The organism is Methanothermobacter defluvii, from assembly GCF_003385755.1.
GTDB classification, from domain to species: Archaea; Methanobacteriota; Methanobacteria; order Methanobacteriales; family Methanothermobacteraceae; genus Methanothermobacter; species Methanothermobacter thermautotrophicus.
The window spans coordinates 121,147-139,806 of record NZ_QREL01000002.1; the positions used below are offsets into that span (position 1 = coordinate 121,147).

General features: G+C 45.6%; 12 protein-coding genes and 1 CRISPR repeat array. Of the genes, 9 read left to right on the forward strand and 3 right to left on the reverse strand.

Annotation, left to right across the window (positions count from 1 at the left end; all coding sequences use genetic code 11):
- Positions 1-5: 5 nt before the first annotated feature.
- From C7452_RS06455 to C7452_RS06480, 6 genes are all read left to right on the forward strand, one after another.
- The gene (locus C7452_RS06455) at positions 6-251 is read left to right on the forward strand and encodes a 50S ribosomal protein L31e (protein ID WP_010877220.1); all 246 of its coding nucleotides are present in this window, start codon (positions 6-8) and stop codon (positions 249-251) included.
- A 14-nt stretch (positions 252-265) separates the two neighbouring features.
- Positions 266-934 carry a translation initiation factor IF-6 gene (locus C7452_RS06460; protein WP_010877219.1) on the forward strand — a complete coding sequence of 223 codons (669 nt, stop codon included), beginning with the start codon at positions 266-268 and terminating at the stop codon, positions 932-934.
- A gap of 2 nt (positions 935-936) precedes the next feature.
- A complete protein-coding gene (gene rpl18a / locus C7452_RS06465; RefSeq protein WP_048176133.1) occupies positions 937-1,167 on the forward strand; it encodes a 50S ribosomal protein L18Ae in 231 nt (76 codons plus the stop codon).
- Between the two features lie 4 nt (positions 1,168-1,171).
- Positions 1,172-1,597: a prefoldin subunit alpha gene (gene pfdA / locus C7452_RS06470; protein ID WP_010877217.1), complete on the forward strand. Its 426-nt coding sequence runs from the start codon at positions 1,172-1,174 to the stop codon at positions 1,595-1,597.
- The gene (gene ftsY, locus C7452_RS06475; protein ID WP_115892626.1) at positions 1,598-2,674 is read left to right on the forward strand and encodes a signal recognition particle-docking protein FtsY; all 1,077 of its coding nucleotides are present in this window, start codon (positions 1,598-1,600) and stop codon (positions 2,672-2,674) included.
- Between the two features lie 88 nt (positions 2,675-2,762).
- Positions 2,763-4,028 (forward strand): GAF domain-containing protein, encoded by a 1,266-nt coding sequence (locus C7452_RS06480; RefSeq protein ID WP_245942884.1) that lies wholly within the window; start codon positions 2,763-2,765, stop codon positions 4,026-4,028.
- 148 nt (positions 4,029-4,176) lie between these two features.
- Here C7452_RS06480 and dmpI read toward each other — a convergent pair whose 3' ends face one another.
- Positions 4,177-4,362, reverse strand: coding sequence for a 4-oxalocrotonate tautomerase DmpI (dmpI, locus tag C7452_RS06485; RefSeq protein WP_048176126.1), 186 nt, complete (start codon positions 4,360-4,362; stop codon positions 4,177-4,179).
- 89 nt (positions 4,363-4,451) lie between these two features.
- On the opposite strand from dmpI, the gene C7452_RS06490 reads away from it, so the two are divergent.
- Complete coding sequence (locus C7452_RS06490) at positions 4,452-4,901, forward strand: dCTP deaminase (protein WP_115892734.1); 450 nt, start codon at positions 4,452-4,454, stop codon at positions 4,899-4,901.
- A CRISPR array of direct repeats spans positions 4,902-11,991; the repeat unit is 30 nt; unit sequence ATTTCAATCCCATTTTGGTCTGATTTTAAC.
- 714 nt (positions 11,992-12,705) lie between these two features.
- On the opposite strand, the gene acs is transcribed toward C7452_RS06490, so the two are convergent.
- Positions 12,706-14,667 (reverse strand): acetate--CoA ligase, encoded by a 1,962-nt coding sequence (acs, locus tag C7452_RS06495; RefSeq protein WP_115892628.1) that lies wholly within the window; start codon positions 14,665-14,667, stop codon positions 12,706-12,708.
- A gap of 69 nt (positions 14,668-14,736) precedes the next feature.
- Between acs and C7452_RS06500 the strand changes: the two genes are divergently transcribed.
- Positions 14,737-16,311 carry a thiamine pyrophosphate-binding protein gene (locus C7452_RS06500; protein ID WP_115892629.1) on the forward strand — a complete coding sequence of 525 codons (1,575 nt, stop codon included), beginning with the start codon at positions 14,737-14,739 and terminating at the stop codon, positions 16,309-16,311.
- A 218-nt stretch (positions 16,312-16,529) separates the two neighbouring features.
- On the opposite strand, the gene C7452_RS06505 is transcribed toward C7452_RS06500, so the two are convergent.
- Positions 16,530-17,687, reverse strand: coding sequence for a pyridoxal-phosphate-dependent aminotransferase family protein (locus C7452_RS06505; protein WP_048176684.1), 1,158 nt, complete (start codon positions 17,685-17,687; stop codon positions 16,530-16,532).
- A 253-nt stretch (positions 17,688-17,940) separates the two neighbouring features.
- Here C7452_RS06505 and C7452_RS06510 point away from each other — a divergent pair, with 253 nt between their 5' ends.
- Positions 17,941-18,639 carry a 6-hydroxymethylpterin diphosphokinase MptE-like protein gene (locus tag C7452_RS06510; RefSeq protein ID WP_010877208.1) on the forward strand — a complete coding sequence of 233 codons (699 nt, stop codon included), beginning with the start codon at positions 17,941-17,943 and terminating at the stop codon, positions 18,637-18,639.
- Positions 18,640-18,660 lie beyond the last annotated feature (21 nt).

An 18,660-nucleotide genomic window follows, 5' to 3' on the forward strand; every position in this document is an offset into this window, starting at 1 on the left:
TGGATATGGAAAGGATTTATGTCATACCTCTCAGAAAGGCCAAGAACGTGCCAAGGACCATAAGAGCACCGAAGGCTGTTAAGATTGTCAGGGAATTTCTCATGAAACATATGAAGGCAGACACCGTTAAACTCGACGAGTCAATCAACGAAAAACTCTGGGAGAGAGGTATCCAGAAGATACCCCCAAGAATAAAGGTCAAGGCCGTTAAGGATGAAGACGGTGTTGTTGAAGCCACACTCGAAGAATGAAATGATGGTGAATTATGATTAGAAGGATCAACCTCAGTGGAAACCCGAACCTGGGAGTTTACATCTCTGTAACCGACAGTGTGGCCCTGATACCACAGAACACCCCTGAAAAGTTTGAGGGTGTTCTCAGGGAAGCCCTTGAAGTTGAGGTCCTGAAGGTGTCCATCAGTGGCAGCAGCCTAAACGGTGCCCTTGCCGTGGGCAACTCAAATGGATTCGTGGTCTCAAATCAGGCCATGGACCGTGAAATCGATGCCCTTGCAGCTGCCGGTGTGGAGGCTGTCAGGATCCCTGAAAGGTTTACTGCAGTCGGTAACCTTGTGCTGGCCAATGACAACGGCGCCGTTGCAAGTCCACTGCTGTCAGATGATGCGCTGCAGGTTATAGGGGATGTGCTTGAGGTTGACGTTAAAGTATCCACACTTGCAGGCCTCAACATCGTAGGCTCCATGGGTGCAGCTACCAACCGTGGTGCCCTGCTGAATCCCCAGGCATCATCTGAGGAGATAGGTATCATAGAGGATACCCTGGGCGTGGAGGCCGACGTTGGCACAGTCAACCATGGAGTCACACTTATAGGTGCCTGTTCGGTGGCCAACTCAAACGGTGTCCTTGTGGGTGAGGAAACCACAGGGCCAGAACTTGCAAGGATAGAAGAAGCTTTAGGTTTTCTTGAGGGATGAAAATGAAGACAAAGATATTTAGGGTTAAAGGAAAGTTCCTGATGGGTGATAAGCTTCAGCCATTCACAAAGGAGCTCAAGGCAATAAGGGAAGAGGAAATCTATGAGAGGCTCTACTCTGAATTCGGGAGCAAACACAGGGTTCCAAGGAGCAAAGTTAAAATAGAGGAGATAGAGGAGATATCACCTGAGGAGGTTCAGGACCCGGTGGTCAAGGCGCTGGTCCAGAGGTGATCACATGGAAGACCAGCAGAGGCTCGAGGAGATAGTGAACCAGCTGAACATCTACCAGAGCCAGGTAGAACTCATACAGCAGCAGATGGAGGCCGTGAGGGCCACCATCAGTGAACTTGAAATCCTTGAGAAGACCCTCAGTGATATACAGGGAAAAGATGGCTCCGAGACCCTGGTACCTGTGGGTGCCGGCTCCTTCATAAAGGCAGAGCTCAAGGATACCAGTGAAGTTATAATGAGTGTCGGTGCAGGTGTAGCCATAAAGAAGAACTTCGAGGATGCAATGGAGAGCATTAAGTCCCAGAAGAACGAACTGGAGTCAACACTTCAGAAAATGGGTGAGAACCTGCGTAAGATAACAGACATCATGATGAAATTATCTCCTCAGGCAGAGGAACTCCTCAAAAAGGTAAGGGGAAGTGGAGAGTAAGTGTTTGAATCTCTGAAGAAAAAATTCAGTGAAACCGTTGGCAAAATCACCGAGAAGGTCTCATCAGGCCAGGAACCCCGGTCCGAAGAGGATAAGTCTGAGGATAGGGTTCCCGAGTCCATTCCAGAAGGTAAACCTGAAGAAGAGGTTAGAACTGAAGAACCAGATGATACGAGTTCAGAGGAGCCCTCTCCCGGTGCAGGGGAGGGGGGTTCAGGTTTCCTCTCATTTTTCAGGGAAAAAAGGATAACAGAAAAGGACGTGGATGATGTACTCTGGGACCTGGAAATGGCCCTCCTGGAAAGTGACGTGGCCCTTGAAGTGGCTGAAAAAATCACCACAGAGTTGAAGGAAGAACTGGTTGGAAGGAAGGTTAAGAGGAGCACCGAAATATCAGAATACACAATGGAAGCCCTTAAAAAGGCTGTTAAGGATGTTCTCAGCGTTGACGGTGTGGACCTCCCGCAGCTCGTGGAGAAGAAGAAACCCCTTGTTATAATGTTTGTTGGTATAAACGGGACCGGCAAGACAACCACCATAGCAAAGGTGGCCAGATACTTCATGAAAAAGGGCCTTGAGCCCGTGATAGCAGCTGCAGACACCTTCCGTGCCGGTGCAATAGAGCAGATAGGTCAGCACGCAGATAAACTCGGAGTCAAGCTAATAAGCCACCGCAAGGGAGCCGACCCCGCCGCCGTTGCCTTTGACGCGGTATCCCATGCAAAGGCCCAGGGAAAGGATGTCGTCCTCATAGACACCGCAGGGAGGATGCAGACCAACGTGAACCTCATGGACGAGATGGCCAAGATAAAGAGGGTCGTCAGACCAGACCTCATAGTGTTTGTCGGTGATGCGCTGACAGGAAACGATGCCATTGAACAGGCAGCCCGATTTGATGAAGCCGTTGGCATAGACGCAGTTATACTGACAAAGGCTGATGCAGATGCGCGCGGAGGTGCAGCATTGTCCATAGGCTACATGATCAAAAGGCCCATAATATTCATGGGGATCGGGCAGGGCTACGATGACATAATGGAATTCAAACCCGAATGGATGATTGAACAGCTATTCGCATGAACTGATTAATGGACATCCATGCAGATAAAATACAGAATACAAAAATTTTTATACAGCCATGTCACATTACCCATGTGGAGACTTTCATATGGGTGTAAGGATACTCCTTGTAGAGGATGAGGCAATAACGGCGATGGATCTCCAGAGAAAGCTGGAGTTCTGGGGATATGATGTTGTGGGGGTTGCATACAGTGGTGAGACTGCAGTTGAACTTGCACAGAAGCACCACCCTGATCTAATTTTAATGGACATAGTCCTCAAGGGCCCCCTGAACGGTGTTGATGCTGCAAAAGAAATTCGTAGCCTTGACATACCTGTGGTTTTTCTATCAGCCCACTCAGAGGGCTCCACCATGGAGAGGGCCAGGGAAGTGGAACCCTACGGATACCTGATAAAGCCCTTTGATGAGAAGGAGCTCCTATTCAGCATTGAACTGGCGGTTCAGAGGCACCGGAGTCAGTTACAGATAAAAAAACTTAACCGTAACCTTAGAATGCTCAGCGACTGTAACCAGGCCATTGTAAGGATAAATGACCCTGAAAAACTTCTGAGAGAGGTATGCCGGATCATCGTCGAGGTCGGTGGTTACAGGATGGCCTGGATAGGCCTTGCAGAGAATGATGAGGAGAAGTCTGTGAGGCCCGCTGCAGAGTACGGATTCCATGAAGGCTACCTTGACTCAGTAACCATCAGGTGGGATGATAGCGTATACGGGGAGGGCCCAACAGGAAGGTCAATAAGGGAAGGGGAACCCGTCATAATAAGGGACACCGGAGAGGATCCCACATTCACCCCCTGGAGGGATAGGGCCGTTGAGAGGGGATTCATGTCAGTCATTGGTCTTCCCCTCACTGTGAAGGGTGAGACCATAGGAGCCCTCACGGTTTACTCGGGGGAGAGGGATGCCTTCGATGAGGAGGAAGTGAAACTTCTCATGGAACTTGCAGGGGATGTGTCATTCTACATTGAATCCCGTGAAATCCTGAAGGAGATGGAGGAGAGGGTAGCCAGAATAGCTCAGAGGGAGAGAATTCTTAAGAGGATCTTTGAATTATCCCCCGTTGCAATACTGAATTTTCGGGTGGACCATGGGGAACCAGCGCTCCTGGAACTCAACAGGGAGGCCTCAATAATAACAGGGGTGAAGGAATGCTCTGGATCCCTAGGAGTCCATGACGTCCTCAGGGGTCTTGATGAGGAAGATCTGAAGAAGATCAGAGGGGCCATCATGGGGGATGTTGAACTGGAAGAAATGATAAGCTACCCCCACCAGGGAAGGACGAAATTGTTCAGGTTAAAGATTGTGAGGCCCTCCCGAGAAATTGCCTCGGTATTCCTTATCGATGTAACCTGAAAGATAGTATCTGAACTTAAAAAAAATAATCCGGGCCACATAAGAATAGCTCAGTCTCTGAATTCTGCTTTCTCGGCCCATGCCGGAGAACATTCACTCCCCCTCACAGGGAATGTATCAACGAGGAGACACTCCCATGAGGAACCATTCACTCCCTGTCACAGAGGAGTGAACCTCCAACTCCCACATCCTCCGGTGGGAACTCCCTTATAAGAACCGTTATTGTTGACTCCGGGAGGCCCATAATTTCACTTGAGACCTCTGTGATACGCTTTACGAGTTCCCTCTTCTTTTCCCTTGTCAGCTCATTGCAGTTTATCTGGATAACAGGCAATTATATCACCACCCATAGGTATTATACTCATATAATAAATCCTTTAATAGATTCAGAGACCAGAAAATAGCAATTGCAGAGGAATCATGATGATTGGAGAACAGCTCTTAAAGAAACTTTTTCCGGACTTTGAGGAACTTATCCAGCCAGCTGGAATTGACCTGAGGGTTGATAAGGTTTACAGACAGACGGGCCCCGGGTCACTGATTGATGATGAGAAGAACCTTCCACCCCTCGAAATGCTTGAACCGCCCATCTACAGACTTGAACCCGGCAAAGCTTACCTTGCAAGTGTTGACAGGATGATAGAGATACCTGAGGGATATGCAATGCTCTACCTGCCAAGGTCAACCCTCCTGAGGTCCTTTGTATCCGTTCAAACCGCCGTGGGAGATCCTGGTTTCAGGGGTACCCTCCAGTTCCTTTTACATAATCATGGGGAATATGAGTATACACTAAAGAGGGGTGAAAGGATAGTACAGGCCGTGGTATTCCCGGTGGAGGGATCCGGAAAGTACAGTGGAAGCTACCAGGAATGAATTTCAATCCCATTTTGGTCTGATTTTAACCACATCCCCCGCGCTGACCGTGTCAGTGTCCGTGAATTTCAATCCCATTTTGGTCTGATTTTAACCTTTTCCACTCTATTCATCCATCTATTCATCTTCCATATTTCAATCCCATTTTGGTCTGATTTTAACGAGGGCCCCGTCGTAGCAGTTGAAGGCCCCGGCCCGGATTTCAATCCCATTTTGGTCTGATTTTAACTTAATGTGTTTTTGTAGGCTGATAAGATGATATCCTATTTCAATCCCATTTTGGTCTGATTTTAACATTGTACTGTTTGTGTAAATAGAAGTAACAGTGTAGATTTCAATCCCATTTTGGTCTGATTTTAACATTATTTATTTTTTATGATCACTGTATGTATAGTGAATTTCAATCCCATTTTGGTCTGATTTTAACCTGAACCCCCACGCCGTGTAGGGGACCGAGAAAACCAAATAATTTCAATCCCATTTTGGTCTGATTTTAACGCATCTAACTACAGGCCGGCAGGGTGGGATTTTACCACATTTCAATCCCATTTTGGTCTGATTTTAACCCCGGGCACGGTCCATCATACCAGTGAATGACTCCCATTTCAATCCCATTTTGGTCTGATTTTAACGAATTGAAGGCAAGGCTCCTGGAGATCCACAGTGACATTTCAATCCCATTTTGGTCTGATTTTAACGGATATGAAAGGTGTATTTTGAGACCTAATATATTTCAATCCCATTTTGGTCTGATTTTAACAAAAGCACCAGAACCAAGACATTTGCAGGCAGTGGAATTTCAATCCCATTTTGGTCTGATTTTAACTTGGAGAGGACTACTTTACAGTAGTGAATAGTTATGAACAATTTCAATCCCATTTTGGTCTGATTTTAACACATTTAACAAGGATAGTGAAGAATTAGAGCTTTTAGATTTCAATCCCATTTTGGTCTGATTTTAACCATTGTAGGCGGTTGTGCCGTCTACGTTGACTTCATATTTCAATCCCATTTTGGTCTGATTTTAACTAAATCCATATTTTACCTCCTTTTTTGTTGTGGTTTGATTTCAATCCCATTTTGGTCTGATTTTAACCAGCCAAATCGATATGCGATATTCTGCATATCGTCCTGGTGGATTTCAATCCCATTTTGGTCTGATTTTAACGTACGGGGGCTTATAGGCCATCCTCATCACTACCATTTCAATCCCATTTTGGTCTGATTTTAACCCCACCACCGTTTTAAAGTTCTCAAACCGCCCAATATTTCAATCCCATTTTGGTCTGATTTTAACGGTTTGTTCCCTGCGGAGTCCTCCTGTGAGAGTACGCTGAACTCATTTCAATCCCATTTTGGTCTGATTTTAACTCGGAGACCGCCACCCCGATGACCTTCTCGGTACATTTCAATCCCATTTTGGTCTGATTTTAACCCTCCTCAGGAAGCATAACATGGAGTACTATATCTCCAATTTCAATCCCATTTTGGTCTGATTTTAACCCGACTGGTCTGCAGCCTGACCCATACTCTCCATCATTTCAATCCCATTTTGGTCTGATTTTAACCCAAATAACCGCCATTCTCAGCTTTCTTGCTGAGACATTTCAATCCCATTTTGGTCTGATTTTAACCTCGAAGTAGAACTCGAAAAAACCCGCAGAGAATACGATTTCAATCCCATTTTGGTCTGATTTTAACACACGAACCTCCTGAAACTCATCGACCTCTCTGTTGAGATTTCAATCCCATTTTGGTCTGATTTTAACTCATTGCTGAGGCCGTTGAAGCTGTTACCCACATTGTATTTCAATCCCATTTTGGTCTGATTTTAACAATCATGGCAGGCTTCCTGAGCGCTATGAAGAAGAATTTCAATCCCATTTTGGTCTGATTTTAACGCTGGGGACCTGGAGGGGCGCTGCGGACTCTGCCACATTTCAATCCCATTTTGGTCTGATTTTAACGGGGTGTGACCATCACCACGACCCTCATCCACGAGTCATTTCAATCCCATTTTGGTCTGATTTTAACCCTCTGGTATCTCGGCGCTGCAGCTGATGGCCCTGTATTTGAATTTCAATCCCATTTTGGTCTGATTTTAACAGTACAATGATAACATGATACTCCGCCGATTCTTCATATTTCAATCCCATTTTGGTCTGATTTTAACTATAGGTGAAATCAAATATACTGAAGAGTTTCTGAAAAATTTCAATCCCATTTTGGTCTGATTTTAACCCAACCCCAATAAGAAAAAAGAAACAAAAAAATATAAATTTCAATCCCATTTTGGTCTGATTTTAACTTTAAAGCCCCGCCCGAATTCTCACTGTGAATGAATCTATTTCAATCCCATTTTGGTCTGATTTTAACCCTCTTCGGTGTCCAGGCTATGTTGAATCCGAAGAGCATTTCAATCCCATTTTGGTCTGATTTTAACTGGAGGGTGAAGAACTGTGAATTCAGGCTTAATCTCCATTTCAATCCCATTTTGGTCTGATTTTAACTCACAGGGTAGAAATAAGTTATATGATTTACCCTGAGCCTGAATAATTTCAATCCCATTTTGGTCTGATTTTAACCCGCTATCCTGTATTATCTCCTTATCCATCGCTGAGAATTTCAATCCCATTTTGGTCTGATTTTAACGATAACCTAATGTATTATATACATCTAACCATCTATAATTTCAATCCCATTTTGGTCTGATTTTAACGAGTATAACATTATCATTGTACTTGATAAACTCGAAGAATTTCAATCCCATTTTGGTCTGATTTTAACACGCTTTTGATGAGTATGCGTACAGGTCTTTACTCGCATTTCAATCCCATTTTGGTCTGATTTTAACTCTCATGAATTTAAACCAGCCCTACAGAGCCTAAAAGATTTCAATCCCATTTTGGTCTGATTTTAACTGGAGGGGGGTGCTATGAAGATAAATAAAGATGAAATATTTCAATCCCATTTTGGTCTGATTTTAACTCCAGGGGCACACAGTACACCGTGAGGATCGACCCCCATTTCAATCCCATTTTGGTCTGATTTTAACCAGGGCCAGTGGGAGCTACAGTCAGAGCCAGACCCAATATTTCAATCCCATTTTGGTCTGATTTTAACCTACGCTACTGGATTAAGGCCAGGACGACGTAATTTCAATCCCATTTTGGTCTGATTTTAACTGAAGAAGGGGGGGGTGACAATTGAATGACCCAGACACATTTCAATCCCATTTTGGTCTGATTTTAACCCTCCTGGCATCCTCCCTTAACTCGTCATATAATTCATTTCAATCCCATTTTGGTCTGATTTTAACCTTGGGTATTGTTTCTTGGGTATATTTCAATCCCATTTTGGTCTGATTTTAACCACGCCTGGATCATGAGAAGAGACTTAAAGAGACTATTTCAATCCCATTTTGGTCTGATTTTAACAAAACAAGCACACACAACCAAGAAAACAAGAAAACAATTTCAATCCCATTTTGGTCTGATTTTAACACAAAGAGAAAGAAAAAGAGAGAAATAAGGATAGATAGATTTCAATCCCATTTTGGTCTGATTTTAACGCGCTGGGAGGGCCTTCACCGCATATGACATGCCCCTATTTCAATCCCATTTTGGTCTGATTTTAACCTACACATCCACGTAGGCCGCCGATATCTTAAAAAGAAATTTCAATCCCATTTTGGTCTGATTTTAACTAGGCTCTCGGAATCCGCCTACCATGATCCAAAACAATTTCAATCCCATTTTGGTCTGATTTTAACCACAACCAGCCGCAGAAAACCAGCCAAACCAGAAAATTTCAATCCCATTTTGGTCTGATTTTAACACAACTGCATACAACTGCGATCTCACACTGCAATCGTATTTCAATCCCATTTTGGTCTGATTTTAACTAGGCGGTTGTGCCGTCTACGTTGACTTCATATTTCAATCCCATTTTGGTCTGATTTTAACACGATTTTCGCCGCGTCAGAGGAGGGGAGGAGTCTCATTTCAATCCCATTTTGGTCTGATTTTAACACAATCAGAGGAGAGAGAGGGAATAAAGTCCAGATCCTCATTTCAATCCCATTTTGGTCTGATTTTAACCTATCTGTTCGAATTCCTTTTCTATCGCGTAGCATAATTTCAATCCCATTTTGGTCTGATTTTAACGGGGATGAGGGACGTGAAGAAGATCGGGAAAAAAGAATTTCAATCCCATTTTGGTCTGATTTTAACCATAATCAACACCGCCACCATGGACCTCTCCCTAATGATTTCAATCCCATTTTGGTCTGATTTTAACGCAGCCATTATAGTAGCCCCTGAACCTGCAAAATTTCAATCCCATTTTGGTCTGATTTTAACTTCCCTATCAGCTGAGCCCCGAAGCGCCCCACCGCGATTTCAATCCCATTTTGGTCTGATTTTAACGCGATCCTTTCTTTCCCTCTATTTAATCTCTTAATTATTTCAATCCCATTTTGGTCTGATTTTAACTCGATGAACATAACTATATTGGAGTGATGCAACATTTATTTCAATCCCATTTTGGTCTGATTTTAACTTTGACAGGACTTTCCACACTCTCCCACGGCTTACTCGGATTTCAATCCCATTTTGGTCTGATTTTAACTATGCAAGGATTGGGATGCTACTGGAGTATTTGGAGAATTTCAATCCCATTTTGGTCTGATTTTAACTATCATGTATCGTCTATCGAGACTTAACACTTTAAAATTTCAATCCCATTTTGGTCTGATTTTAACATATGAGGGAAATAAGCACGCTGAAAACTCCAAATTTCAATCCCATTTTGGTCTGATTTTAACAATGTTACGCTCTTGCAACGGATGATGAGAGCTAAAAGATTTCAATCCCATTTTGGTCTGATTTTAACCTCCATAGAGGATGAGACACTAGAGGACAACATCGAGATTTCAATCCCATTTTGGTCTGATTTTAACGATTACAGGGACTACCTCAAGAGCCGTGAAACCGTCCTATTTCAATCCCATTTTGGTCTGATTTTAACCCAGGAAGACCCTCACACTGCTCTTTGAGGTCTGCTGCATTTCAATCCCATTTTGGTCTGATTTTAACCCTGTAATGACGCGTTCATAATCGATACAAAAACAATTTCAATCCCATTTTGGTCTGATTTTAACGAGGATAGTGGAGATGGGTGTCCCTGTCTTCATCCTCATTTCAATCCCATTTTGGTCTGATTTTAACAAGGACTTCACAGTCAAGAACCCCCCAATCTTCCCCATTTCAATCCCATTTTGGTCTGATTTTAACTCAAAATTTTTATGAACTTTATGAATATTGCTTATTTATTTCAATCCCATTTTGGTCTGATTTTAACTTGAGACGGTCGTAAATGACCGTCTTGACGATATTAAAATTTCAATCCCATTTTGGTCTGATTTTAACTTAAAACGGTCTTAAAACGTTTATTTTCCCAAAAAGATTTCAATCCCATTTTGGTCTGATTTTAACGAGGAAGATCCTCTCTGTTGTTTTTTCCCATCCTTCCATTTCAATCCCATTTTGGTCTGATTTTAACATTATTGTGTAATACTTTTTTAAAAACAGTAGTACCAATTTCAATCCCATTTTGGTCTGATTTTAACAATCTCAAACCCAATATCAACCCAACCCAACCAACCATTTCAATCCCATTTTGGTCTGATTTTAACCCGATGATGAATATAGGAATATGGTCTGCGATATCGATTTCAATCCCATTTTGGTCTGATTTTAACCTAATGGATTTTGAAGACATGTATGAAATAGCATTTATTTCAATCCCATTTTGGTCTGATTTTAACTAATGTACATTAATGAACAGATGTGTACATTTATATTTCAATCCCATTTTGGTCTGATTTTAACCATAAATTCTATAATATGTTCAAAAACCGTGATAAATCATTTCAATCCCATTTTGGTCTGATTTTAACATAACTATGCGCCACTGTCAAAAAGACCTATAACAAATTTCAATCCCATTTTGGTCTGATTTTAACGAGTATTATGAGGATGAGGATCACAGCCCTCATGTTCATTTCAATCCCATTTTGGTCTGATTTTAACCCTACTGTTTGTTTCTGCAACCATTTTTTTTATTTATTTCAATCCCATTTTGGTCTGATTTTAACGGAAAGAGTCCTAATGAATATTGAAAATGATTTAATTTCAATCCCATTTTGGTCTGATTTTAACTCAGCAGAGAGGACCACGCCCACGCCCAGCACGCCTATTTCAATCCCATTTTGGTCTGATTTTAACATATCGGCCGTTATCGTTAAATACTTATTCTTAATATTTCAATCCCATTTTGGTCTGATTTTAACCATATGAAAACAACAAATTAGAAATTTGTGAAATATTATTTCAATCCCATTTTGGTCTGATTTTAACTTTTTCTGTATTATCATATATATCAACCCATAAAAAATTTCAATCCCATTTTGGTCTGATTTTAACTGTCATCTGTTTCACCTCTTCTTTTTTTCTTTGTGTGATTTCAATCCCATTTTGGTCTGATTTTAACTCTATCGTCTTCCCAACCCTGAAGGATCTCGCTGCGAAGCAGATTTCAATCCCATTTTGGTCTGATTTTAACGGACATCTAAGGATGGTTACTCTGCGATGTACTTTAAATTTCAATCCCATTTTGGTCTGATTTTAACAAGCAGATGCAGAGGAGCGCATAGGATTAGACTAATTTCAATCCCATTTTGGTCTGATTTTAACAAATGTCATGAAAATACAGATTTTTAGTAAGAATTGTAAAATTTCAATCCCATTTTGGTCTGATTTTAACCTAGCTTCGCTGTGAAGATGAAGAATGCTGTCGCATTTCAATCCCATTTTGGTCTGATTTTAACTTACATTATCTCAAAATTTAGGTCATAGTAGACTAAGATTTCAATCCCATTTTGGTCTGATTTTAACACAATATGCAGACCTCAACCTCAACCAGGTTTAAATCATTTCAATCCCATTTTGGTCTGATTTTAACGGTCATAAGACCAGAAGTTTATTTTTTGGCCGTGAACATTTCAATCCCATTTTGGTCTGATTTTAACAGGGCGGATTTTTTCTTTATTTGGCCTCTATCGCTCTGAAATTTCTCCTTTCAGACATATAAATTTGTCGATCCCTGATAATGCACTCCATTTATATGGATAGACGACTTAACAGAAGGCCTTAAAATCCGGAAATAAGAGATTTAAACTATTTAAAGTAATCTAAAAAGAATTTTGACAGGATAAAAAATTATTAAGTTGATATTAAAACCTCTAATCCTTAAAGAAGCTTAAAATAACATCAGGTTATTATAATGAGAGGCTGAAAAAATGGCTCATAAACGACTGGACGAATGGGCTCTGATTGAGCATATAGGTTATTTAATCAATTTAAATTTAATTTTAAGATTTTTTAACGTGCTATGAATTTAATAATTAGTATATAAGTTCCATTGTGGTTTAATGAAGATTCTGATTGTACGCTAAAACCAGATAGGCTCTGAGGTCAGTTTTTACTGAGTGGTCAGAGTGAAAGTTCATGGACAGCCCTCCCAGTCAGCAATGCCACGAAAAAACTTCCAGGCCGACATCATAAGCTCTCCAAAAAATACAGACCTCAGATGAACTGAAAGCGGCGAGGATGAAAAATAAAACCTGCATGAAAACCAATAAAACTGATTCTCCCATTGGCAAAAATGGCATGCTGGCAACGGTATGCCTGGCATGAAAACCCGTACTGATTCTCCGATAAAAAAGAATTGTCTGATGACATCATCAGAATGTACGGACCCTGTCCTCCAGCATACTCACTGATTCCGGGTTTGAGAGGGTGCTGACATCACCCACATCCTCACCCCTCACAATGGCCTTTATCACTCTCCTCATTATCTTACCTGACCTTGTCTTTGGAAGGTCCTCAACGAACTCTATGTAACTGGGACTTGCAATGGGACCTATCTCCCTCCGCACATGTTCACGCAGAACACCCTTGAGGCGGGGTGTGGGCTCCACTTTATCCCTCAGAGTAACGAAGGCCGCTATCTCCTCTCCCCTGAGGATGTCAGGTTTTCCAACCACCGCAGCCTCAACAACATCAGGATGGCTCACAAGGGCTGATTCAACCTCTGCGGTGCTTATCCTGTGCCCTGCAACATTGAGGACATCATCCTCCCTGCCCTGGATCCAGAAGTAACCATCCTCATCTATCCTTGCAACATCACCGCTGAGGTAGATGCCCGGAAATGTGCTCCAGTAGGCATCCACATACCTCTCAGGCTCCCTGAAGAGTGTCCTGAACATTGCAGGCCACGGTGTTTTTATCACAAGGTGGCCTCCGCTTCCACGCAGACTCCTCCCCTCATCATCCACAACGTCGGCTATCACCGTGGGGAATGGTTTTCCTGCGGAACCCGGCTTCAGGGGTGTCACAGGGAGGGGTGTTATTATGTGCATCCCGGTCTCTGTCTGCCACCAGGTATCCATAATGGGGCATCTGCCACCACCAACGGTCCGGTAGTACCACATCCAGGCCTCGGGGTTTATGGGTTCCCCAACGGACCCCAGTATTCTGAGTGTTCTGAGGTCATACTTCTCAGGCCACTTGTCCCCATATTTCATGAAGAGCCTCACCGTCGTGGGTGCTGTGTAGAGGATGCTGACACCGTACCTCTCAACCATGCTCCATATCCTTCCGGGATCCGGGTGGTCAGGTGCACCCTCATAGATGACAGAGGTTGCACCCTCAATGAGGGGGGCGTAGACTATGTAGCTGTGACCTGTTATCCATCCTATGTCAGCCAGACACCACCATATGTCCTGGTCCTTAACATCGAAGACGAACCTGTAGGTGGAGCTCACACCCACGGCGTAGCCCCCATGGGTGTGCACAACACCCTTTGGTTTACCCGTCGTGCCGGAGGTGTAGAGTATGAAGAGGGGATCCTCAGGGTCAAGCTCCTGGCAGGGACATTCATCGTCCATGCCCTCAACAGCCTCGCTCCAGTAGATATCCCTCCCATCCACCATGCTGACATCCTCCCCCATGCGGTCCGCCACTATGACCCTCTCAAGGGAGGGGATCTCATCTGCAACCATATCAAGGGTTTCCTTGAGTTTTATTACCTTACCCCTGCGGTAGAATGCGTCTGCAGTGATCGCAACCTTTGCCCCTGCATCTGCAGCCCTCTCCCTGAAGGCCTTGGCCCAGAAGCCGCTGAACACTACACTGTGGACTGCACCTATACGTGCACAGGCGAGCATGGCTATGGGGAGTTCCGGTATCATGGGGAGGTATATGCTGACGCGGTCCCCCCTTGAGACACCCATATCCTTAAGGGCATTGGCTATGCGGTTAACCTCCCTGTAGAGGTCATAGTAGGTGAGCTTCCGGATGCTACCATCCTCACCCTCCCATATGTATGCCACCCTGTTTCTCTCAGGACCCATAACATGCCTGTCAAGGGCACTGTATGTGATGTTGAATTTCCCGCCTGTGAACCAGCGGGCATGGGGTGGTTCCCATTCAAGGACCCTGGTGTAGGGTCTGAACCATTCGAGTTCAGATGCCATCTCATCCCAGAACCACTCAGGGTCAGAGCTGGCCCTCTCAAGGAGCTCATCATAACCCCCAATACCCCGGGCGTCCATCCAGGCCCTTATATTGCTGTTTTCTGCAAGTTCCTCGTCTGGATTAAAAACCCTTTCCTCCTTGAGCAGAGCATCAAGCTGTCCTCTCATAAACAACCCCCTTCTGTTAATATTTTTTTAATTCATGATTTAAATAGTTGGCAGAATATAGATGGGTGCATGAAGATGTGTGCGGAGGTCCTTGCAGGGATCCTGGAGGAAGCTGGTTTCACCCATATCTTCGGGCACCCGGGTGAACAGATACTGCCACTCTATGAGGCCCTCAGAAAATCCGGGCTTGAACATGTTCTCATGAGACACGAACAGGGAGCCGTCCACGCCGCAGATGGCTACGCCAGGGCCTCTGGAGGACCGGGGGTCTGTGTTGCCACCGGAGGACCTGGCGCCCTTAATCTTGTGATGGGTGTGGCTGCAGCCAGCACAGATTCCGTACCCCTAATTGCCATGACCGGTGACCTGCCACGTGGTGGGGGCCCGGGCAGGTTCCAGGAGGTTGACCTTGAGGCGGTTTTCAGGCCCCTTACAAGGATGAGCATGACCCCGGGGAGTGGTGATGAGGCCTCCATGATGCTGGCTGACTCCATAAGCTCCCTCAGGAGGGGGCTTACCGGTGTCATACACATAAACCTGCCAAGGGACGTCCTTGAAGAGGATGCATGCCCCCCTGTGGGGCCATCTGAAGTGTTTAGGGAGCTTCCAGACATGAGCAGAGCGCTGGAAATCCTGAGATCCGCGAGAAGGCCCCTTATACTTGCAGGTGGTGGTGTAATCTGGGGGAATGCCGTTGGGGAGTTCAGGGAATTCATAGAGAATGTCAGGATCCCGGTGGTGACCACCTACAGTGCAAGGGGTGTTATACCCGAGGACCATCCACTCTGCCTGGGAATGACCGGTACCCGGGGGACCCCGGCAGCTAACCATGCTGCAGGGAACTGCGACGTTCTCCTGGTCCTCGGGGCGAGGCTCTCAGAGAGGACCCTGGCAGCCACAGGAAATCCCCGGGTAATACACGTCAACACTGACCCCTCTGTACTGAGGGGCGATGTTGTGCTGGAAATGGATGTGGGGGATTTCCTGAGGGAACTGCCTGAATTAAAAGGACCGGAGGGGTGGTTTAAGGAACTTGCAGCCTACCGGAGGGATAACCCGCCCATCAGTGAGTTACCGCCTCCCGATGGGGGTGCATTTGTAACATCAGCTGCTGTGAGGGGTATCCTTGATGCAGCCCCCGATGCCACCATAGTCAACGATGCCGGTAGCCACACCACCTGGGTGACCCTCCACCGGCGGGTTCTCCGTGAGAGGTCCCTCATATTCTCCGGTGGCTTCGGGCCCATGGGTTACGGTCTCCCGGCGGCCATCGGTGCAAAGCTTGCAGACCCATCCAGGGATGTCATCATGATAGCGGGTGACGGCGGATTTCAGATGACTATCCAGGAACTTGGCACCGTTGCTGAGCTGGAGCTGCCCATCACCATGTGCATCCTGAACAACCAGAAGCTCGATGTTATAAGGCAGTGGCAGGAGATGAACTACGGCACCAGTTACTCTGTTGAACTGAAGAACCCTGATTTCATTAGACTTGCAGATGCCTACGGTATAGGTGCGGAGAGGATCCTCAGGGTGGAAGATGTCTCAGGTGCCGTGGAGAGGGCCCTTGAGTCAGGTGAACCCCGCCTCCTGGAGTTCATGGTTGAAGGGGAGGACATACCACTTCCCGGGGTCAGGCCCTGATCCCCTTGCATGGTGAGGGCCTGGGGATATGTGCTAAAGAATTCTAATCCTCTTAAGGGTCTGAAAATGATCTTCTGAGGTCCCTCACTGCATTAGGCTCCCGGAGGACCCCTGAACACGTAGAGCTCTTCGTCAACGAACAGGGGCCATGGTGATTCCGGGTGGAGAATGTTTTAGGGTCCGCCAGAAAAAGGAGAAATCCGCGAAAAAATAGATATTTAGAGGTCCTCAGGGAGGTAGGTGTCTGCAACTGCTGCAACAGCCTCTCCCATTTCAACCTCAAATCCGAGCTCCCTGAGGGTCATCTCAAGGGCTGAAAATGTTGTTATAAGTTCCCTGTGGGTTATGTTACCCATGTGACCGATACGGAATATCCTTCCCTTGAGGTGATCCTGTCCCCCTGCAAGCTCAACATGGTACTTGTTCCTCATTGTCCCCCTCAGTTCACCATCTGTAACTCCCTCCGGGAGATTAACAGCCGTGACCGTTGTTGATGAAACTGCTTCATCAGGGAACAGTTCAAGGTCGAGGGCCTTCACCGCATTCCTTGTGGCCTCTGCAGCTATCTTGTGCCTCTTTATCCTGTTGCTGAGTCCCTCCTCCATTATAACCTTGAGGGCCTCATGCATTGCGTATATGAGTGAAACTGCAGGGGTGTATGGTGTCTCAGGTGGCTCCGCGTCACCGCTCTTCCTGTACTTCTTGAGGTTCAGGTAGTATGTCCTGGGATTATCCACAGCTTCAATGACCCTCCAGGCGTCGTTGCTGAGGGTTATGGCTGCCATGCCCGGGGGTGCTGCAAGGCACTTCTGGGAACCTGTAACACAGATGTCTATGCCGTAGGCATCAACATCGACCTCATCCCCTCCCAGGGATGAAACCGTGTCAACTATGTAGAGGGCGTCGTAGTCGTCCATTATCTTCCCTATCTCCCTGATGGGGTTAGCAACACCTGTTGATGTCTCATTGTGGACTACTGTGACTGCCTTTATATCATCATTCTCCTCTAGGGTGTATCCAATGTCATCGGGGTTAACGGCCTTACCCCACTCCACGTCTATGGTGATGGATTCGCCTCCAAAGGCCTCCACTATCTGGGCGAACCTCTGACCAAATTTACCCCCAACAACATTCAGGATCTTATCGCCGGGTTCTATAATGTTTGCAACTGCGGCTTCCATTGCAGCTGTCCCTGAACCCGTCAGTAGGTAAGACTTATTGCTGGTCCTGAAAACATCGGACATCATCTCAGTCGTTTCAGTCAGGATCCTGCCAAAGAGGGCGCTCCTGTGGTTAACAATGTTCTCTGACATTGCCTTAAGGACTCTCTGGGCCACCCTCGTCGGCCCGGGGATCATAAGCAGTGTTTCATCCATTTCCAAAAAACCTCCAGATTAAAGTGGATTTCATAACCTGTATCTATTTTTAATCTGTCCATTTAAAAAGATTTACATGAGCCCCGGCCAGCCATCAGTAAATCCGACCTGAAAATTCAGCCAGCCATGGGGCCCTGAAGAGGTGATTAACTGATGGATCGCGGCTTCAGGGACCTGAACCAGGCTCCTGAGCTCCAGCTCCCACCAGGAGAAAACCCAAAGAATGATATATAAATGTGGATAAAGTTATCCCATGGAAGTCCAGGTATGGCTCAGATGGTACACACGTATACTTGATGACTTTGGATTTGACAGGAGGGCTGATGAGGAGTCAGCATCATACCTCGACGCCTTCCTCAGGGAACACGGATGCCTGCGGGTTGATGACATTGATGTCCCATCCAGTGACTTCATTGTATTCGGGGCTGGACCATCACTCAGATCCCACCTCAAAAGGTTCAGGGCCCTTGATGAGCCCATGACAGTCATCTCGGCAGATGGTGCCACCACTGCACTCCTCGAGGAGGATGTGCTGCCTGATATAATAGTAACTGACCTCGATGGTAAGATGGAGGATATAATCGAGGCAAACCGGCAGGGGGCGGTGGTGGTGGTCCACGCCCATGGAAACAACCTCCCTGCCCTCAGGAGGTACCTCCCACTCCTCCAGAACATCATCGGGACAACCCAGAGCATCCCCCATGGCTGTCTCCACAATTTTGGTGGATTCACAGATGGTGACCGCGCTGTTTTCCTTGCCGCAGCCCTCGGCGCCGGTCGTATAGTGCTGGCAGGCATGGACTTCGGTGAGGTTGTGACAAGGTACTCAAGGCCTGATATGGACTCTGAGCTTGGACCGGCCGATCCCGTTAAAAGGCTCAAACTAGAGTACGCCAGCAGACTAATAGACTGGCTTGAGAGGAACGGGGATGTCAGGATAGAGAGATGGTGAATTCAATAAAATGAACGTGAA

What these genes read in the sequence shown, in the direction of transcription:
- C7452_RS06455 (WP_010877220.1), top strand. Translation starts at nt 6, where the DNA reads ATGGAAAGGATTTATGTCATACCTCTCAGAAAGGCCAAGAACGTGCCA.
- C7452_RS06460 (WP_010877219.1), top strand. Translation starts at nt 266, where the DNA reads ATGATTAGAAGGATCAACCTCAGTGGAAACCCGAACCTGGGAGTTTAC.
- rpl18a (WP_048176133.1), top strand. Translation starts at nt 937, where the DNA reads ATGAAGACAAAGATATTTAGGGTTAAAGGAAAGTTCCTGATGGGTGAT.
- pfdA (WP_010877217.1), top strand. Translation starts at nt 1,172, where the DNA reads ATGGAAGACCAGCAGAGGCTCGAGGAGATAGTGAACCAGCTGAACATC.
- C7452_RS06480 (WP_245942884.1), top strand. Translation starts at nt 2,763, where the DNA reads ATGGGTGTAAGGATACTCCTTGTAGAGGATGAGGCAATAACGGCGATG.
- C7452_RS06490 (WP_115892734.1), top strand. Translation starts at nt 4,452, where the DNA reads ATGATTGGAGAACAGCTCTTAAAGAAACTTTTTCCGGACTTTGAGGAA.
- acs (WP_115892628.1), bottom strand. Translation starts at nt 14,667, where the DNA reads ATGAGAGGACAGCTTGATGCTCTGCTCAAGGAGGAAAGGGTTTTTAAT.
- C7452_RS06500 (WP_115892629.1), top strand. Translation starts at nt 14,737, where the DNA reads ATGAAGATGTGTGCGGAGGTCCTTGCAGGGATCCTGGAGGAAGCTGGT.
- C7452_RS06505 (WP_048176684.1), bottom strand. Translation starts at nt 17,687, where the DNA reads ATGGATGAAACACTGCTTATGATCCCCGGGCCGACGAGGGTGGCCCAG.
- C7452_RS06510 (WP_010877208.1), top strand. Translation starts at nt 17,941, where the DNA reads ATGGAAGTCCAGGTATGGCTCAGATGGTACACACGTATACTTGATGAC.